We start from the raw sequence: 17,428 nt of genomic DNA, 5'->3' as shown, positions 1-17,428 counted from the left end.
CCACAACGCATCCGGGCAGTACTTCTCTACATCACCCACGCCCGTACAACGAATGATGTTGCGCTACAACAACCCCAAATGAGATGCCGTCTTAGCGTGGGCCATGGTGGAGATGGCAACCAAGTCCACCACCCTGAACAACATCCCCAAAGCTGCTGCGCCGGTGCCACCCAAACCGAAACGACACGACCCGGCTGGCCTGCCTGCCGGCATGTTCGCAATGCTCCAGCGGTTCGTACACAACTGTCAGTTCGACTGCGAGCGCCCAGCGAAACCGGACATCCGAGACGTCAACATCCGGCGGATCGTGGAGCCGGCGGCCGACAAGCTCGGGTTCGCGCGGTCAGCTGCTGCTGACGTTTACAAGGAGGTTGTCGACCTCGTCGCGGAGGCGAGCCGCGACGACAGCGGACGAGTCGCCGACCTCGCCCAGTACCTCACCGATTCCCGGCGCCTACGACCCGCGATCGGAGCTTGCGCAGACGGTTGAACGGCGAACTGTGACCCGTGACGCCGTCCTAGACGCGATCCGGCTCGGTACGCGACGCGCCGTTGGTGACTCGGTCTCGCTGCTGCGCGCCGGACAGGCACCGCCCAGTGCGCCTGGAGGGCGTCGTCTCCTCGAGAAGATGCGCACCGCCATGATGGGGGAGGACGAACAGGCCAACGCTCTAGGTATGCGGGACCTCTGGCTGCACATCTGGCCACAAGCCAGAACCGGCTTCCCGGAGGATATCGAGACGCAGTACCGGCTGGAGATGGAGATTCTTGACATCGTTCGCCAGATCCGGGCCCAGCTGATCGGAAGTAACGGTCACTACGGCGTTCAGTTCCAGGCTCTGTTGCACTCTGAACTGCGGAGGGCGGAACTCGGCAAGAAGATCACCGTGCCACTCAACGACTTTCATATCCTCGGCTTCGCGTACGAGTTGAGCGACATGTGCAAGTTCGGGTTTCTACGGCCGGTGGAGGGATGATGGCAGCTCCGCTGCCTGCTGCCGCGGTCCTGGCCATCCGTCAGGAAAGCCTGTATCACGAAGCCCGGGTACTTATTCTCATCTCTGAGTTCACTGCGCCTGGTGCGCCCTTCCGCGGCCTGACGAAGCTGGCGAAGGTTGATTTCCTGCTCCGATATCCAGTGATGGCTGAACGTCTTCTGCCGGGCGGAACTACCTGGCAGGACAGCGCACCGACGGCGGACGAACGGCAAGCGGTGGAGAGTCGCATGATCCGCTACAAGTACGGCCCATGGGATGACCGCTACTACCCGCTGCTCGGTGCGCTGGTCGGTAAGCGGCTCGCGACGTTCGCACGGGTCGGCGGCTCTATGGAGATCACCCTGACCGAGGCCGGCCGCGACCTCAGCATCGCCCTGGGAGAAACCAGCTCTTGGGCGATCGTGGCCGAGAGAGCCAGATTCCTACGGGAGCACTTCGACCTGCCCGGCCAAGAACTGAAAGACCTGATCTACGAGCAACTACCGGACGTCGTCGCCCTCCCGCTCAGGAGCGAGATCTAGATGGCCACCAACCTCCGGATCCGATCGCTGACCGTGTCGACCAACACCGCGTCACACACGTTCGACTTCCAGTCTCCGCTGACGTTCGTCACCGGCACGACGACGATGGGCAAATCAACGCTGCTGATGCTGATCAAGCATGCGTTCGGCGGCAACGCCGCCCTAACCCCCGCCGTCGTCCAGCATGTCACTCACGTCGACCTCGCTATCGAGGCAGGAGAGTCGTCGCTGATCCTGCGCCGCAGGATCGGTGCCACCGCCGGCGTGGTCGAGGTCATCGAGCCTGGCTCCCAGGAAGTGCAACACACCTGGGCCGTCAGTCCGACACCTGCGGACGGACCGTCCATCTCGCGGTATCTCCTCGAGGCGTTGGGCATTCCGGTAGAGCGCGTCTCGACATCACGGGCCGGTGTCAACTCCCGCACCGTTGCCCTGACCTTCAAGGACATCTTCCGATACTGCTACCTGCAGGCCAAGGAGATCGACCGGTCGGTCGTGGGGCATCTCGACCTCACGAACATCAACCCGAAACGCATCGCCGCTTTCGAGATGATGTTCGGCTTGACCGACGCCGAGCTTCGTGAACTGAAACGCCTTCGCGGCGTCGCGCGTGACCGGGCCAAGCAACTGGACAAGGATGCCGCAGCGATCGACCGGTTCATACGAGACTCTGGTGTCGCCGATGTCGACGAGCTGAGGGCACGTCGTATGGATCTCGTTCAACAGCTCGCGGCCGCCGAGGACCAACTTCGGGCAACCCGTGACGAGGTATCTGCGCTGACCCAGGTGGAAGAGCAACGGCGTGCTGAGCTCTCCGCAGCCCTGACCGCGTCCCAGCAGAGACGCGAAGCGGTCGACCTGATCGCGGTCACCGTACGAGGCCGCGAAGCCTCTCTCTCACAGCTGCGCCTAGATCTGGACAAAGCCGAACGGCGCAGCATCGCGATCGGCCTGCTCGCACCATTCGAGTTCGCCACCTGTCCGCGTTGCATGCAGGATCTCGACAACCGGGTGGTCGCCGAGACGGACTGCCGCCTGTGCTGTCAGCCCTTGGCCCCGGTCGACGTCGAAGATGTCCACGCCTCGGACGAGAACGCTGATCGTGTGCGGGAACAGATAGCCGAGACTGAAGCCCTGCTCCGCGTTGACGTCACCGCATTCCAACAGGCTCAGTCGGTGTCTCGTCACGCTGACCTAGTGGTGGACACCCTTCACCGTGAATATGACCAGGCGACGGCTAGTGCGGTTTCCCCGAGGATCGAGGCGGTCGCGCAACTGAGCCGGCAGGCGGAATCGCTTCGTCGTGACATCGCCGAGATTGGGCGGCATGCGGAAATGTGGCGGCGGCTGGACCAGGTTCGCAGCGAGGCGGCAGCTCACCGCAAGACAGACCGGCAACTCAAGGTCGACATCACTGAACGCGAAAGACTCTTGCGAGCCCGCGGTGCCCAACTAGACGACATCAGCGCCGCCTTCGCCGAGGAGGTGGCCCTAATCGGTGTCCCCGCCGACGGCGCCGCTCGCATCGATCCTGACACCTTCCTGCCGCTGGTCGGTGACACTGCGTTTGAGGACCTGCAGGCTAGCGGTGGTGGTGCTAGTACGGCGCTCAACATCGCTTACCACTTGACCCTGCTGACGACTGCGCTCGATCATCCGGCTGTACTGCTGCCGGGCCTGTTGATCATCGACTCGCCACGCAAAGCCATCGGCACCGGCGATCGAGACCGCGAACTCGGCCGCCGGATCTATGCCCGGCTGGTAACGCTGGCAGAAGCGTACAAGGACCGAATCCAGTTGATCGTGGCCGACAACGACATCCCCGCCGAGCATGTGACATCCCGGAACATGATCGAACTGACCTCCGAGCGCTCGACCGTTCCGGGCGTCACCAACACCGGTGTCGGCCAAGGACAGAGGGTCGAGGATCTTTAACCACCGTGTCGGAGCAACCCACTCGTTGACACGACGGGCTGATCACGAAATCTCAGCAGCCACTTGGGGCTCGGATCCCCAGATACGAAGGCCACTCACGGTTGGACGGCTTGTCTGCTACACAACCGGCCCATCCGCAGGCCGCTCGGGAGCCACTTATATCAACGAGACGGACGCAAGCGGATCGCGGCATGTGAGATGACATGCATCGGCCGGTCCCGGTCGATGGGTTGAGGTCGAGATGTACGCCGTTCAGGGTCTTGACCGGCGGTGGAATCGGGGGGCCTCCTCAGCTCAAACGCAGGTTTCTGCGTTGGACATCGAGGGTCGCGGAGCTTGAGGAGGTACCGAATGTCGATCGTAGGCGGCTTGGACATCCATCGGAAGCAGCTGACATTCGACTGGGTCGACCAGGAGAACGGGAAGTGGGAACGCGGCCGGATCGTCCCGGCCGACCGGGAGCACCTGGTCGGCTGGCTGACCCGGTTCGATCCGGCCAGGACCGGGCCGGTTGCGTTCGCGATGGAAGGCTGCACCGGCAAGCCGGGATCGTCCGCGGCGACCGGGCCCGACTCCGCGCGATCGAGGTTCAGGCGAACGGCTTGGAGGTGGCGGTATCCGTCGCCGACGGTTCCTCAGTCCTCCCACGCCGGCGTGAGCCCGACGAGACCGGTGGCCGCGGGCTGACCGTTATCGAGGCGCTCGCGGCCCGATGGTCGGTGCAGAGCCACCGCGTCTGCGTGGATCTGCGCCCACATCCTTGGTCCCACCCTGCGCCACTAACGCCCTCGGACATGCCATGAATATCACCGTGCATCACGGCGGCTCTGACGTCGTCCGCCTGCACCTTTCCGGCGACCTCGACCTGGCTACCGCAGACGCCCTCGAACGACTGGTCCTGAACACTCTCGCGACGCATCACCCGCGGCGCTTGGTCATCGACGCCGACGAACTTGGATTCTGCGACTCGTCGGGCATTCACGTTCTCATCAAAGTCCGCGCCTTCGCGCACCGTCACGGCAGCACATTTCAAGTGACCAATCTGCACGGCCGAAGCCAGCGTGCCCTCGCCATCACCGGCGTGCTGGAGAAACTCACCTCCGTCAGCGAGCCGCCGCCACCTCCAGCCGAGTGACTGTTCGGCTCGCATCCGCAATGACGTACCGCTGCCGACGAGCCGCTTCGGCGGCTGTTTTGTCGATCGGCGAGATCCGTCGGCGACGACTACGCCCTCGTCAAGAGCCAAGCGCCGGAAGCCCTTATGTGAGCGGTATCCCGACCGCCGATCCCGGGGGACAGGATGTCGGGGCAAGCCTGCAAGCCGGGGTGACAGTCAAAGAATTGTCTGCGGGGACGCGGACGGCACTGAATGATCTCGCGCCAAGGCGATGTCCGGATGATGCCGTCGGCCCCATCGCGCCGTACCTCGTCTGCCACCCCGGCGCCATCTTGATGACGTACGTATCTCGTCGGCGCGGACCCGAGGCCTCCTCGAGTGGCGTGTCCTCACCTCCGATACGTCTCGGCGAGGACCGTGTTCATCAATAGCTCGTTGAAGCGTCCGGGTTCCTCCGCGTCCGGGTTGTGGCCGGATTGCTCGAAGACGTAGGTCCGCTTGATGGGCGCCCGCAGCCGCGCGATCCACTCGTCGGCGAGCGTGCTGCGTGCGGTCAGTTCGTGCCGACCCTGCGCGAAGTAGACGGGTACGCCGAGGACGGGCACGTCGGTGCGGAAGTCGATGTGTTGCAGCCTCGGGTAGAGCGTTCCGCCCATGTCGGCGAAGCCGCGTACCTCGTTCCAGGTGTCGAGGATGCTGTACTCGTCCGGGAAGAAGCCCTGGAGCCCGCGCGCCGTTTCGAAGGCCGGCACCCGCTCGTACGGCTCGAGGGCGTCGTAGTACTCCATTACCAGGGCGTACCCGAAAATGTCGCGGTACGGTGGCTCGCCCAGGACTGCCAGCCGGTCGCGCAGCCGCTCGTTGCCGGTGCGTTCGGCGTAGTCGAGCAGCTGCCGGTAGAGCAACCGGTCGGTTTCCCGCTGGCTCACCATCTGCCCGGTGCCGACGTAGGCGTGGAACAGGTCGGGCCGGCGCTGCACCATCAGAACGCCGAGCGTGCTTCCCCAGGAATTCCCGGTCAGGTAGATCTTCTGCTCGTCGAAGCGGCGGGCCAGCCAAGCCGACAGTTCGACGCCGTCGGCCACCAGCCGGTCCAAGGTGAGCCGGTCCGTCGGATCGAGCGCCGGGTAGGACTTACCGACCCCGCGCTGATCCCACACCGCGACGGTGAAGCGCTGCTCCAAGGGCTGGTTGAAGGTTCGTACCCACCCCACGTCGGAACTGCCCGGGCCCCCGGACAGGTGCAGCAGCACGGGGTTCGCGGCGCTGCTGCCGCGCATCGACACCCACTGCGGGGTGCCGCCGAGGCGCACCTTTTCGAGTGCCGCGACGCTGCCGGACACGGTCGTGCCGTCGGCGGCGACCACCGGGGCGACCCGCCCGGGCCACACCAGGAGCACGCCTGCGGCCGTGACGGCCAGTAGCGCCGCGCCGCTGGCCGCGGCGGCGACGCTTCGCCGCCGCGCCAAGGCCCGCCCGCCGAGCACGCCGATAACCATCGGCACTCCGGTGAGCAGGCCATACATCAGATGTACGGTGAGGAACAGCGCAACAGCGAGCGGCACGTCGAAGCGGGGCTGGTCGAAGGACGGACCCTCCAGCTCGAAGATCGTGGCGCGGGCCAGTTCCCAGGTTGCGAGGTGCAGTGCCGGCGCCCCGATGATCATCCACCGGGAACGGGTGAGTCGGCCGGCCAGCACGCCTACCAGGGCGGCTCCGATCAGCAGCGCCAGCACCTCCGTTCCGGTGACCGGGCCGCGTGGCATGAGGGCGGCTGCCAGCACGCCGGATGCGGCGACGACCAACCCGGCGAGCACAGCCGGCGCGGTGGCATGGCGGGTCGTGGGGGTGTCCACGGCAGGCGGAGCCGGCCGCGGCAGGGTGGGGATCATCGTGAGCTCGCCGCGGCGACGCCTTGCGCCCACTGGCGGGCGCGGTCGAGTTCCCCGTTCAGCAGCGGGCCGGTCGTGCCGTCGACCCGGAAGTTCTCCGCCGGCACCACTGGCCGCCCGCCGAGGCTCCGCAATTGGCGTAGGGCCTTGCGGGCCGCGGAGCCGGGCAGGAACCGCATCTTCACCTTGGTGTCGAAGGCGGCCACCGGCATCCCGGCGAGTGGGGGCGAGCTGTCGAGATACTCGCGGATGCCGGCCTTCTCGGCGCCGGCGCGGACTTCGCCCTGTTTGACGGCGTCGGTGCGGGTGGCGGGCCGGCTCATGCCGAAGGCGTGGGTCGGTCCCCCGACCACGAGCAGATCGGCTTCGGCTGCCGGCGGCAGGTCCTGCACGTCGGCGAGGGTGACGTCGTAGGTGTCGGCGAGGCCGTCGGCGACCGCTTGGGCGACCGCGGCGGTGTTGCCGAACATGGATTCGTAGACCACCAGTGCCTTCATGGTGGATCTCCTTCAATTCCGGGGCACCGGTTCGCGTACCGGTGCGGTTTGGTCGGTGTGGACCGGCAGGACCACGACCGGGCAGGTGGCTTTGCGGATGCACTCAGCGCTGACCGAGCCGAGGACGGTGTGCCGCACCGCGCTGTGGCCGTGGCTGCCCAGCACGAGCAGGCCGGCGTTGCGTGCGGCCGCGGTGAGCACGTCGGCGGGGCGTCCCTCGATGGCTTTGGCCGCGATGGGCAGGTGTGACCCGTGCCGGGTGATGATCTCGCGGACCTGGGTGTCGATAACCTCGGTGGCGCGTTGCTGCGCCTCGTCCCGGGTGATGGCGGCGACCGGCCCGTAGCCGAAGCCGTCCCAGGACCACGCCATCACCGCCTGGACGGCGCTGCCACGGGCGGCGGCTTCCCGGACCGCCCAGTCGAGCGCGCGGCGACCACCGTCGGAGCCATCCACCCCGACGACGATCAGCTGGTTGGTGTTCACGTTGCTCCCTTCGCCGAGATCAGTCCGGGTCGCGCAGCCGCCGCAGCACCGGGTCGGGTTCGCTGCCGATCGGTGCGAGGCGCAGCTTGGCGTCGACCGGGTGTATCCCGTCCGGCCCGGCGAGCACGGGGTTGAGGTCGAGTTCAGCGATCTCGGGATGGTCCTCGGCGAGCCGGCTCAGCCGCAGCAGCAGGTCCTCAAGGGCGGCGATGTCGATCGGGGGTGCTCCGCGGTAGCCGGTGAGAAGTGCCGCGCTGCGCAGGGAACGCCACATCCGGCCGGCGTCCAGGTCCGTCATCGGGACCAGTTGCAGGGCGCGGTCGCCGAGCAGGTCGGTCTGCACTCCGCCGAGGCCGAGCAGCACCAGGGACCCGAACAGCGGATCGTGCACCAGCCCGGCGACGAGCTCGACAGGTGCGGTCAGCTGCGGCTGCACCAGTACGCCGCGTCCTGGCTGGCCGGCCGCGGCGACCGCGGCGAACGCGTTCCGTACGGCTGCATTCCCGATCAGGCCGGTGCGTACCCCGCCGGTGTCGCTCTTGTGGATCAGATCGGGGTCGGCCGACTTCAGCACGACCGGACCACCGAACTGTTCGGCGGCGTCGGCGGCTGCGCGCGCGTCGGCGGCGACCACGGCGGGTACGGCGTTTATCCCGTACGCGGCGAGTATCTCCGCGGTCCGCTGATAGGTCTGCCAACCACGCGTTTCCTCGAGTGCCCTATCGATGAGGTGTCGTGCCCGTTGCCGGTCGACGCCGGTCAACTCGGCGCGCCCGCCGAGCGGACGGCGCCGCCAGGCGGCGTACGACGCGGCGTGCGCGAGGGCGCGTACGGCTTGTTCCGGCAGGTCGTAGACGGGCGCGCCACGAGTGCCGAGCCGGTTCGGCAGACCGATGCCGCCGGTCACCACAGCGGCGACGCTCAGATCCGGGTGGCGGTCCACGACATGGCCCAGCTCTCGCAGGATCTGCGCGGCTCGGTTCGCCCGGGTGCAGACCACGATCAGCAGCAGCATGTCCGCGGAGCCGCTGCCGACGGCTGCCTCGGCGGCAGCGGCGAACTCCTCCGGCGACGCGCCAGCGCCCAGATCGAGCGGATTATCGTGCAGAGCCGGATCGGTCACCGGCAGATGTAGTCCGGCCGACTCCGCCGCGTCGGCGGCGAGCACGTTCAGCCCACCGGCGTTGCTCACCACCACCAGCCTCGCCCCGGCGGGCAGGGGCTGGTCGGTGAGCATCCGCGCGGCATCCAACAGCTCACCGAGGGTCTCCGTGCGGACCACACCGGCCTGGGCGAACAAGGCATCGACAGTGGCTGCCGGGGCGGCTGCGGCTGCGGTGTGCGAGGCTCCGGCCCGCCGGCCGGCGGCCGAGCGGCCACTCTTGAGGGCCAGCACCGGCTTGCGCCGCGACAGGGCACGCACGGTACGCGCAAACTTGCGCGGATTGCCGAACGACTCGAGATACAGGGCGACTGCCCGGGTGGCCGGGTCGTCGTACCAGTAGGCGATCAGGTCGTTGCCGCTCACATCGGCCTTGTTGCCGAGCGAGACCACGGTGGACACGCCGGTACCCGAGCGGGCGGCATGGTCGAGCACGGCGATCGCTACCGCACCGGACTGGGCGGCGACTCCCAGCCCGCCGCGCGGCGGGGATGCCGGGGCGAAGCCGGCGGCGAGACGGACCTGCGGATCGGAGTTGAAAACCCCGAGGCAGTTGGGGCCCACCAGGCGGATGCCGTGGGACCGGGCCACCCGTACCAAGTCGGCTTGACGTTTACGTCCGTCCGGGCCCGATTCACCGAAGCCGGCGCTGAGCACGATGGCGGCGTGTGCACCCGCATGGGCGCCGTCGGCGAGCACACCGGCGACCTGTTCGGCAGGCACGGCGACGACGAGCAGGTCGACCGGGCCCGGTAGATCGAGCAGGCTGCGGTAGCCGGGCACCGCGCCGATCGGAGTACCACGGCCGTTGACCGCGTACAGGGTGCCGGTGAAGCCGTAGTCCAGCAGCGACTGCAGGGTCTCACGGCCGACGCTGCCGGGCCGCCGGCCGGCGCCCACGACGGCGACCGATGCCGGGCTGAGCAGGGCGCGCAGCGAGGCGCGTTCGGCGAAGCGGTCGCGCTCGTCCACGACCAGATCGGTCTGCTCGTCGCCGCCGATCTGCAGGGTCACGTCGACGACGCCATGGTCGAAGTGGCGCCGGGCTCGCGAGCTCAGATCTCGCGCGACGCGCAGCATGTCGGTGTTTCCGGACAGCACCTCGCCGACGAGTTCGGTGATCTCGTGCTGGCGGCAGCGTGCCGCGAGGTGCTCTAACAGCAGCGTGCCGATGCCGCGCCCGTGGTGGCGGTCGGCGACGAAGACCGCGAACTCGGCGCGGGGCCGCTCGCCGAGCCGCTCGGCGGAGGCGACACCGACCAGTTCTTCGCCTTCGTAAGCGAGGACGTTCACGTGATCGTCCGATTCGGGCCGGCATAGCCGGTTGGTCTCGGCGGCGAGGGTGGCGGCGCTGGGCTGGGCGAAGAACCGCAGCCGCAGATTGGCCGCCGACGCGTTCTCGTGCAGGGCCGCCACGGCCGGGTGGTCCGACGCCATGATGGGCCGGATCGAGACGATGCCGCCGTCGGCGGTCAGCGCGTCGACCGTGTCGGTGCCGGGGAGCGCCCGGCCGGGCGCGGTCATCGCCTGCTGTCCCGGTTGCCGTGCGGGCGCACGATCAGGACCGGGCAGTCGGCGTGGTGCAGCAGTTGCAGGCCGGTGGAGCCGAGCACGGTTCCGGCGATCACGCCGTGACCGCGGCTGCCGACCACTACCAGTTGCGCGCCGTGGGAGACGCCGACCAGCAGGGCCGCGGCGCTGTCGTGCGACATCAGGATCTCCACCGGCACGTCCGGGAACTTCTCTCGCCACGGCGCCACCTGAGCGGTCACCCTGGCCCGTTCGGGAATGTCCTGCTCAGGAATGTGCACCTGGGCCGGCGGGAGGTGGCCCCAGTACGGCGGCACGGCCGGCAGGAACGAGCGGATCACGGCCAGGGATGTGCCGCGTGCCCGTGCCGCGGTGAACGCCGCCTCCAGTACCTCGTCGGCGGAGCCGGCGTCGTCGACACCCACCGCGACAGGCCCTTGTGTCGGATCCGTCCGTCCCCGGACCACGACGATCGGGCACTTGGCGTGCATGGCCACCCGCTGACTGACCGACCCGAGGTGCAGGCCTGCGAACCCGCCGTGGCCGCGATTGCCGAGCACCAGCAGGCTCGCCTCTTCGGAGCCGATGATCAACTGAGCTGCCGCGTCGCCGATCGCCACGTTGGTGTCCACATCGATATCGGGTGCGGCGGTCTTCGCGTCATGCGCCGCGCGGGCCGCGATGTTCTCCGCGAACCTGCGTGCCGTCTCGAAATGCTGGCCGCCGAAGTCATTGCGCCCGGCCGCCCAGTCCCAGTCCATGACGTGGGTGAGCCGCAGCGGCTGGTTGGTGAGTTCCGCCTCCCGTGCGGCCCATCGCGCGGCCGCTCGGCTGGGATCGGTGCCGTCGACTGCGACGACGATCGCTGGGGTGCGCATGGTTCCTCCTTCGCCGTTCTCTACCTCCAGCGTGATCCGCGTCGATGTGTCGCGGCAGGGTGATACGACCTGCTGGGGTAGGCCGTGAGTCCCGTGTCCCGGAGGGGGTCACCTCGCGGGCCAGGCCGGCGATCAGCCGCTTGCCCGGACTCGGCATGGGCCCGGCGCCGGATGACGGCCCGGAGAACCGACCGACCGGTCGGTCAGCCGACGACCAGAGGCCGGGCGCGCAGGATGCGCGCCCACCACGGCCGGCTGGCGGGTGGCGCGGCCCGCAACGCCGGGGCGCTGCTGTTCCTCAGGCTGACCCAGCCGCCTGGTCCCATGGTCACCGTGCCGATCGCGGGGCGGCGGCGCGCGGCGATGCCGGCGGATACGGCGACCGCGATCACGGTGGCGGCGGTCAGGGACGCGACCACGATGGCGGTCACATCCACTGCCGGCACGAACACTGGGCGGTCGGGGCCGGGCGCGTACGCCCCGATCTCGCGCCGCCCGGCGCGCACCGGCTGAGGTGCGCGCCGTTCGTCGAGCATGCTGGTCATGGTTCTGGCTCCTATCGGCTGTCGGATGCCGGCCCGTCACCGGCTGCGGCGCGGCCCGCCTCCAGCCGGGCGATCGGCACCCGGTACGGCGAGCAGGACACGTAGTCAAGGCCGGCGTCGTGGAAGAACCGCACCGACGCGGGGTCGCCACCGTGCTCGCCGCAGACGCCGACGGTCAGCTCCGGCCGGTGGGCGCGGCCACGTTCCACGGCGATGCGAACCAGTTCGCCGACCCCGGACGCGTCGAGGGTCTCGAACGGTGAGGCACCGAACACGCCGAGTTCCAGGTAGCGGCCGAAGAACGAGCCCTCCACGTCGTCGCGGGAGAATCCCCAGGTCATCTGGGTCAGGTCATTGGTGCCGAAGGAGAAGAAGTCGGCCGCCTGCGCGATCTGGCCGGCGGTCAGGGCGGCTCGTGGTACTTCGATCATGGTGCCGATCCGGATATGCGGGACGCCCTCGACTTCCGACAGGACGCGCTCGGCTTCCGCGCGTACGATCTCCAGTTCCTGCACCGCGCCGACCAGCGGAACCATGATCTCCGGCTGCGGGTCGCCGCCGGCGGCGACCCGCGCCGCGGCGGCCTGCGCGATCGCCCGGACCTGCATGGCGAACAGGCCGGGAACAACCAGACCGAGGCGTACGCCGCGCAGCCCCAGCATCGGGTTCTGCTCGTGCATGCGGCGCACCGCCGTGAGGAGCCGGCCGTCGTCGCCCGGGTTCTGGCCGAGGGCTTCGGCCCGCGCGACCCGCGCGGTGAGCTCCTCCAGCGAGGGCAGGAACTCGTGCAGCGGCGGGTCGATGAGCCGGACGGTGACCGGCAAGCCGTCCATCGCCTCGAACAGGTCGACGAAGTCGTCGCGCTGCAGCGGGAGCAGTGCGGCGAGCGCGGTTTCGCGTTCGGTGTCGGTGCCGGCCAGGATGAGTCGTTCGACGAGCTCGCGGCGCGGCCCGAGGAACATGTGCTCGGTGCGGCACAGGCCGATGCCGGTGGCGCCGAAGCGGCGGGCCCGGCGGGCGTCGGCGGCGGTGTCGGCGTTGGCGTGCACCTCGAGCCGGGCGACGTGATCGGCGTGGGTCATCAGCCGCTGCACGGCGGCGAGCAGCGGGTCACCGATCGCGGAGATCTCGCCCTCGAACCAGCGGACCACGGGCGACGGGCGCACCGGCACCGCGCCGGCGTAGACCCGGCCGGTCGTGCCGTCCAGGGAGATCACGTCACCGGCGCGCAGCACCGTTTCGCCGACCGTCAGCGTGCCGGCGGTGGCGTCGACCAGCAGGTCCTCGGCACCGCACACGCAGGTCTTGCCCATGCCACGGGCTACCACTGCGGCGTGCGAAGTCTTGCCGCCGCGGCTGGTGAGGATGCCCTGGGCGGCGATCATGCCGGGCAGGTCGTCGGGGTTGGTCTCGTGCCGGATGAGGATCACCGGTTCGGAGGCGGCGGCGGCCGCCGGAGAGTCGAAGACGATCGCGCCGACAGCGGCGCCGGGGGAGGCCGGCACGCCGGTGGCCAGCGGCTGCGGAGCGGCGGCATCGTCGAAACTGGGGAACATCAGGTTGGCCAACTGCTCGCCGGTGACCCGCCGCACGGCTTCGTCGAGGCTGATGACGCCCTCCTCGACGAGTTGGGCGGCGATCACGAACGCGGCCGCGGGAGTGCGCTTGCCGACCCGGGTCTGCAACATCCAGAGCTTGCCGTCCTCGATGGTGAACTCGATGTCGCACAGGTCGCGGTAGCGCTGCTCCAGCTTCTCCATGATCGACAGCAGCTGGGTGTGGCTCGCCGGGTCGATCTCCGCGAGATCCCCCAGACCCATGGTGTTGCGGATGCCGGCGACGACGTCCTCGCCTTGGGCGTTCGGCAGGTAGTCGCCGTAGGCGCCGCGGCGTCCGGTCGCCGGGTCACGGGTGAACGCCACGCCACTGCCGGAGGTGGACCCGCGGTTGCCGAAGACCATCGCCATCACGTTCACTGCGGTGCCCGACTCTTGCGGGATGCGTTCCTGCCGGCGGTACAGGACGGCCCGTTCGGCGTTCCACGACTGGAACACCGCGGTGATCGCCGAGTACAGCTGGTCATGCGGTGCTTGGGGGAAATCCCGGCCGGTGTGCGCGGCGAAGATCTTCTGGTACGCCGCGACCAGTTGACGAAGCGCGGCCGCGTCGGGTTCCGGGCCGGCCGCGGCCAGCTCCTCCTCGAAAAGTTCGCCGGGTACCCCGTAGACGGTCTTGCCGAACATCTGGATCAGCCGCCGGTACGAGTCCCACGCGAACCGCTCGTCCCCGCTGCGTGCCGCCAAGCCCAGCACAGTGGTGTCGTTGAGGCCGATGTCCAGGATCGTCTCCATCATGCCGGGCATCGAGAACTTGCCGCCGGAGCGCACCGACAGCAGCAGCGGGTCGGAAGCGTCACCGAGCCGCTTGCCCAGGCCCGCCTGCACCAGCTGCAGGTGGTCCTCCACCTCCTTGAACAGCCCGTCCGGCGGTGCTCCGGTGCGGAGGTACTCGCGGCAAGCCTCGGTGGTGATGGTGAAGCCCGGCGGCACCGGCAGACCCATCCGGGTCATCTCCGCAAGATTGGCGCCCTTGCCGCCGAGCAGGTCCTTCAGATCCTTGTTGCCTTCGACGAAGTCGTATACGTAGCGGGACATCCTGTACCTGCCTCGAGATCCGGTGGCGGGGCGTCCCGCCTCTCCCTCCTTGGTATCGCCACCTCCGGCCCGTACGGCAGGGCCGGAGGTCCCAACCAGCGACATCGATCTCTAGGTGGTGGGCGCGAGGGGGGTCAGCTTCGGTGCCGGGCCGATCGGTCCCATCGGTGGCGGTTCGTGCCTGCGGCCGAGTCCGACGCCGCCGAGGACGATCAGCGCCACCGCGACGAGGAAGAGCACGATTCCGGTGGCGAGCAGCCCGGCGCCGAGCGCCGCGAGACCCGGGACCTGCACGGCCGCGCGGGTATCGGCGGAGACACCGGGGGAGCCGTCGGCGTTCGCGACGACTACGGCGTACCTGCCGTCCGTCACGTCCCATTGCAGGGACACGGTGCCCGGCCCAGTCGCCTGCGCCAGCCAGAAGCCCTGGTCGGCTGGGTCGCTTACCGCACGCACCGCGCCTGGGGCGCGGTCGTAGACTGGCCGGCCGGAGTTCAGACCGATCAGCCGGTCGTGTGCGGTGCTGGCAAGCCACGCGTCGACCGCCGACTGCGGAGCGACCCCGACGAACACCGGCCGGCCGGACGGTGAAGCGGCGGTCACCCGCAGCCCACCGACGTCGGCGACCTCACGGGTCCACACGCCGGTGTCGGTGATGGTGAGGTTCTCGGCGGTGATCGCAGCGGTGCTGCTGTCCAGCATCAGCGTTGGGCTGGTCACGAAGCCCGCCTGGTCACGGCTGGAGTCGACGGCCAGCAGCACGCCGCCGCCGATGCCGAGACCCGTGGCCGGGGCAAGCAGCAGCACGCCGGCGACCAGCGCCACCACCGAACCGGCGACCGAACCGGCGACCGCGCCCTGGCGTGGCGGTTCAGCCTCGACCGGGCCGTCGGGAACCGGATCGGGCTCGTAGCCGCCTTGGTCCAGCCGGAACGGCGGGTAGCGCGGGGTAAGCAGGGTCAGGTAGGCGGCCACCCGCAGACCCCAGCGGGCGATGCCGACCAGAAGGTCGTGCAACCCACGCGGGTATCGTCCGGTGAACAGCAGCGCGAGAGCAGCGATCAACAGCACCGCCCCGACGACGCTGGGCGGGCCGTACACCACGGCGTTGCTTTCGCTGATCGTACGGTTCGCCGCGCCGCTCAACGCCCCGAGGATCAGCAGGTGCGGCATCGCGAACAGCCACGCGACCAGGGGAAGCCAGCGTGGCGGCGTCTCCTCGGCATCGAGCCGCAGCCGGGCCGGGTAGTCCGGGATGTCAGCGAGGGTGAACGGCGGATAGGCGTCCGTGCCGAGGGCCTGATAGCCGTAGTAACCGACACGCCAGGTCCAGCGCAGCACCCCCAGGTTGTAGGCGCGGATCGGCGCCGGGCAACGGCCGGTGATCAGCACCGCCAGGTAGGCCACCAGGGTGAGCACCACTAGACCGGTCCAGAGCACCAGCAGCGCCAGATAGTGCGGGATGAGCAGCAGCCACTTGACGAGCCAGAGCCAGCGGCTCAGGGATTCGTCGCGGCGCGCCTCCACCCGCAGCGGGTAGAGATTCATGACACCTCCCAACTTCTCTCCCAGCACAACGCGCCCTACCGGCGCAGGGCAGGGCCGGAAGTCACGGTTTGTGGAGGTGTCCTGGGGTCATCCGGCCCTGTGCGTGCCGCGGCGGCGGCCGTAGCGTCGCCACCGAAGTGACCTCCGGGAGGCGGCCATGGCGTTCTTGACCACGTTCGACCTGCTGGCGGTGCATGACCTGGTGGCCGACTTCCCGGCCGAGTGGCTCCGCCGGTTGGCGATCTGCTGCCATCCGGTGACCTATGCGGCCGGTGATCGGCTGTTCCGTGAGGAGGAGCCCGCCACCCGGCTGTGCTTGATCCACGCTGGTGTCGTGACGCTCGACCTGCACGTGCCCGGACGCGGCGACATCGTGGTGGACCGGCTCGGCCCCGGTGCGATCGCCGGCTGGGAGTCGCTGATCCCGCCGCACCGATGGACGTTCGGCGTGGTGGCCATCGAGCCGGTGTACGCGGTCGAGTTCTATTCCACCGGCATCCGCGGTCTCACCGCCGACGAACCCGAACTGGGACGTCAGCTCTACGCGCGTCTGCTGGCGAAGGTGGGCGCCGGCTTCCAATCGGCGCGGCTGCGGCTGGCGGAGCTGAGTGCGTACCCGCCGGGCTGAACCTGGTGATCGGTTGAAGGGAGCAGCGATGTCCACGACCTTCGTCCCACCGTCGCGGCGAGTCCTAACCGGCTGCGTACGATCGGCCACCACCGCGCCGTCGTTGCACAACAGCCAGCCGTGGCTGTTCCGCATCGCCGGGCCGACGGTCGAGGTGTACGCCGATCCGGCCCGCCGTCTGCCCGTGGTGGACCCGGCTGGTCGGGAGCTGTTTCTCAGCCTTGGTGCGGCGGTGTTCACCCTCCGGGTGGCCGTCCATCAGGCCGGTTACCGGACGCTGGTGGAACTCCTGCCCGACGGGCCCGAATCCACTCTGGCCGCGCGGGTGACAGCGACCCAGCCCGCACCGGTCGACCCCGCCATCGAGGCGCTGGCCGAGGCGATCCCGCACCGGCACACCAACCGGGGTCCGTTCGCGCAGGTCCCCGTTCGCCCGGAGGCGTTCGGCCGGCTGCGGCAGGCGGCCCGGGCCGAAGACGCGGTACTCAGGATGACCGATCCGGCGAGCCGGGACGCGATCCTGGAAATGGCCCGCACCGCGGACGGCTGGCTGCGCCAGCGCCCAGGCTATGAACAGGAGCTGCGGCGGTGGAGCGGAGGAAAGGTGCGACACGACGGCGTGCCGACGTGGGCCGCCGGCCCGTGGGACGCCCTGCAGGCGGTGCCGATCCGCGACTTCGCACAGTTCTCACCGCAGCCGAGGCCACGCGAGCCGTTCGAGCCACACCCCACGATTCTGGTGCTGGCCACCGAGGACGACACCCGGCTTGACTGGCTGCGCGCCGGGCAGGCCCTGCAACGGGTGCTGCTGACCGCGACCTGGCTGGGACTGGCAACCACGCCGATCAGCCAGCCGGTCGAAGTGCCGGCGGTGCGGCGACTCCTCGCCGGCAGCCCTCCGGGCACGTCGGCGCAGATGGTGCTGCGCGCCGGCTACGGCCGGTTCGCCGGGCGGACGCCGCGGCGTCCGCTCTCCGAGGTGATGCTGCACGACCGTTAGAGATGATCGGCGGAAACCGGACCCGGCCCGCACCCGC

At 69.2% G+C, this 17,428-nt stretch carries 15 protein-coding genes; 7 read left to right on the top strand and 8 right to left on the bottom strand.

Features of this window, described 5'->3' with window-relative positions; all coding sequences use genetic code 11:
* Nucleotides 1–112 precede the first annotated feature (112 nt).
* From AB0F81_RS29630 to AB0F81_RS29610, 5 genes are all read left to right on the top strand, one after another.
* Nucleotides 113–490, top strand: a complete 378-nt coding sequence (locus AB0F81_RS29630; protein WP_360202487.1) for a hypothetical protein — start codon at nt 113–115, stop codon at nt 488–490.
* A gap of 10 nt (nt 491–500) precedes the next feature.
* Nucleotides 501–977: a hypothetical protein gene (locus tag AB0F81_RS29625; RefSeq protein WP_360202485.1), complete on the top strand. Its 477-nt coding sequence runs from the start codon at nt 501–503 to the stop codon at nt 975–977.
* Nucleotides 977–1,519 (top strand): hypothetical protein, encoded by a 543-nt coding sequence (locus tag AB0F81_RS29620; RefSeq protein WP_360202483.1) that lies wholly within the window; start codon nt 977–979, stop codon nt 1,517–1,519. Before AB0F81_RS29625 ends, AB0F81_RS29620 begins: the two co-directional genes overlap by 1 nt.
* Nucleotides 1,520–3,454 carry a hypothetical protein gene (locus AB0F81_RS29615; protein ID WP_360202481.1) on the top strand — a complete coding sequence of 645 codons (1,935 nt, stop codon included), beginning with the start codon at nt 1,520–1,522 and terminating at the stop codon, nt 3,452–3,454.
* A gap of 799 nt (nt 3,455–4,253) precedes the next feature.
* Nucleotides 4,254–4,589, top strand: a complete 336-nt coding sequence (locus tag AB0F81_RS29610) for an STAS domain-containing protein (protein ID WP_360202479.1) — start codon at nt 4,254–4,256, stop codon at nt 4,587–4,589.
* 371 nt (nt 4,590–4,960) lie between these two features.
* On the opposite strand, the gene AB0F81_RS29605 is transcribed toward AB0F81_RS29610, so the two are convergent.
* The 8 genes from AB0F81_RS29605 to AB0F81_RS29570 form a co-directional block, all read right to left on the bottom strand.
* Nucleotides 4,961–6,463, bottom strand: a complete 1,503-nt coding sequence (locus AB0F81_RS29605; protein ID WP_360202477.1) for an alpha/beta hydrolase — start codon at nt 6,461–6,463, stop codon at nt 4,961–4,963.
* Nucleotides 6,460–6,960, bottom strand: coding sequence for a flavodoxin domain-containing protein (locus AB0F81_RS29600; RefSeq protein ID WP_360202475.1), 501 nt, complete (start codon nt 6,958–6,960; stop codon nt 6,460–6,462). Before AB0F81_RS29600 ends, AB0F81_RS29605 begins: the two co-directional genes overlap by 4 nt.
* 12 nt (nt 6,961–6,972) lie before the next feature.
* The gene (locus AB0F81_RS29595) at nt 6,973–7,446 is read right to left on the bottom strand and encodes a universal stress protein (protein WP_360202473.1); all 474 of its coding nucleotides are present in this window, start codon (nt 7,444–7,446) and stop codon (nt 6,973–6,975) included.
* A gap of 19 nt (nt 7,447–7,465) precedes the next feature.
* Entirely contained in the window at nt 7,466–10,132 is a 2,667-nt protein-coding gene (locus AB0F81_RS29590) for a GNAT family N-acetyltransferase (protein ID WP_360202471.1), read from the bottom strand.
* On the bottom strand, nt 10,129–11,016 hold the full coding sequence (locus tag AB0F81_RS29585; protein WP_360202470.1) for a universal stress protein: 888 nt from the start codon (nt 11,014–11,016) through the stop codon (nt 10,129–10,131). The genes AB0F81_RS29590 and AB0F81_RS29585 overlap by 4 nt, the downstream gene beginning before the upstream one ends.
* Nucleotides 11,017–11,219: 203 nt before the next feature.
* Nucleotides 11,220–11,561, bottom strand: a complete 342-nt coding sequence (locus AB0F81_RS29580) for a hypothetical protein (RefSeq protein WP_360202469.1) — start codon at nt 11,559–11,561, stop codon at nt 11,220–11,222.
* 11 nt (nt 11,562–11,572) lie between these two features.
* On the bottom strand, nt 11,573–14,215 hold the full coding sequence (ppdK, locus tag AB0F81_RS29575; protein WP_360202467.1) for a pyruvate, phosphate dikinase: 2,643 nt from the start codon (nt 14,213–14,215) through the stop codon (nt 11,573–11,575).
* 111 nt (nt 14,216–14,326) lie between these two features.
* Nucleotides 14,327–15,763 (bottom strand): DUF4389 domain-containing protein, encoded by a 1,437-nt coding sequence (locus AB0F81_RS29570; RefSeq protein WP_360202465.1) that lies wholly within the window; start codon nt 15,761–15,763, stop codon nt 14,327–14,329.
* A 157-nt stretch (nt 15,764–15,920) separates the two neighbouring features.
* Between AB0F81_RS29570 and AB0F81_RS29565 the strand changes: the two genes are divergently transcribed.
* On the top strand, nt 15,921–16,391 hold the full coding sequence (locus AB0F81_RS29565; protein ID WP_360202463.1) for a cyclic nucleotide-binding domain-containing protein: 471 nt from the start codon (nt 15,921–15,923) through the stop codon (nt 16,389–16,391).
* Nucleotides 16,392–16,419: 28 nt separating this feature from the next.
* On the top strand, nt 16,420–17,391 hold the full coding sequence (locus AB0F81_RS29560; protein WP_360202461.1) for a nitroreductase family protein: 972 nt from the start codon (nt 16,420–16,422) through the stop codon (nt 17,389–17,391).
* Nucleotides 17,392–17,428: the final 37 nt, after the last annotated feature.

This window comes from Actinoplanes sp. NPDC024001, from assembly GCF_040638955.1.
Lineage (GTDB): Bacteria > Actinomycetota > Actinomycetes > Mycobacteriales > Micromonosporaceae > Actinoplanes.
This window is presented reverse-complemented; position numbering and strand designations above follow the sequence as displayed.

What these genes read in the sequence shown, in the direction of transcription:
- AB0F81_RS29580 (WP_360202469.1), bottom strand. Translation starts at nt 11,561, where the DNA reads ATGACCAGCATGCTCGACGAACGGCGCGCACCTCAGCCGGTGCGCGCC.
- AB0F81_RS29615 (WP_360202481.1), top strand. Translation starts at nt 1,520, where the DNA reads ATGGCCACCAACCTCCGGATCCGATCGCTGACCGTGTCGACCAACACC.
- ppdK (WP_360202467.1), bottom strand. Translation starts at nt 14,215, where the DNA reads ATGTCCCGCTACGTATACGACTTCGTCGAAGGCAACAAGGATCTGAAG.
- AB0F81_RS29565 (WP_360202463.1), top strand. Translation starts at nt 15,921, where the DNA reads ATGGCGTTCTTGACCACGTTCGACCTGCTGGCGGTGCATGACCTGGTG.
- AB0F81_RS29600 (WP_360202475.1), bottom strand. Translation starts at nt 6,960, where the DNA reads ATGAAGGCACTGGTGGTCTACGAATCCATGTTCGGCAACACCGCCGCG.
- AB0F81_RS29620 (WP_360202483.1), top strand. Translation starts at nt 977, where the DNA reads ATGGCAGCTCCGCTGCCTGCTGCCGCGGTCCTGGCCATCCGTCAGGAA.
- AB0F81_RS29560 (WP_360202461.1), top strand. Translation starts at nt 16,420, where the DNA reads ATGTCCACGACCTTCGTCCCACCGTCGCGGCGAGTCCTAACCGGCTGC.
- AB0F81_RS29630 (WP_360202487.1), top strand. Translation starts at nt 113, where the DNA reads ATGGCAACCAAGTCCACCACCCTGAACAACATCCCCAAAGCTGCTGCG.
- AB0F81_RS29590 (WP_360202471.1), bottom strand. Translation starts at nt 10,132, where the DNA reads ATGACCGCGCCCGGCCGGGCGCTCCCCGGCACCGACACGGTCGACGCG.
- AB0F81_RS29610 (WP_360202479.1), top strand. Translation starts at nt 4,254, where the DNA reads ATGAATATCACCGTGCATCACGGCGGCTCTGACGTCGTCCGCCTGCAC.
- AB0F81_RS29570 (WP_360202465.1), bottom strand. Translation starts at nt 15,763, where the DNA reads ATGAATCTCTACCCGCTGCGGGTGGAGGCGCGCCGCGACGAATCCCTG.
- AB0F81_RS29605 (WP_360202477.1), bottom strand. Translation starts at nt 6,463, where the DNA reads ATGATCCCCACCCTGCCGCGGCCGGCTCCGCCTGCCGTGGACACCCCC.
- AB0F81_RS29585 (WP_360202470.1), bottom strand. Translation starts at nt 11,016, where the DNA reads ATGCGCACCCCAGCGATCGTCGTCGCAGTCGACGGCACCGATCCCAGC.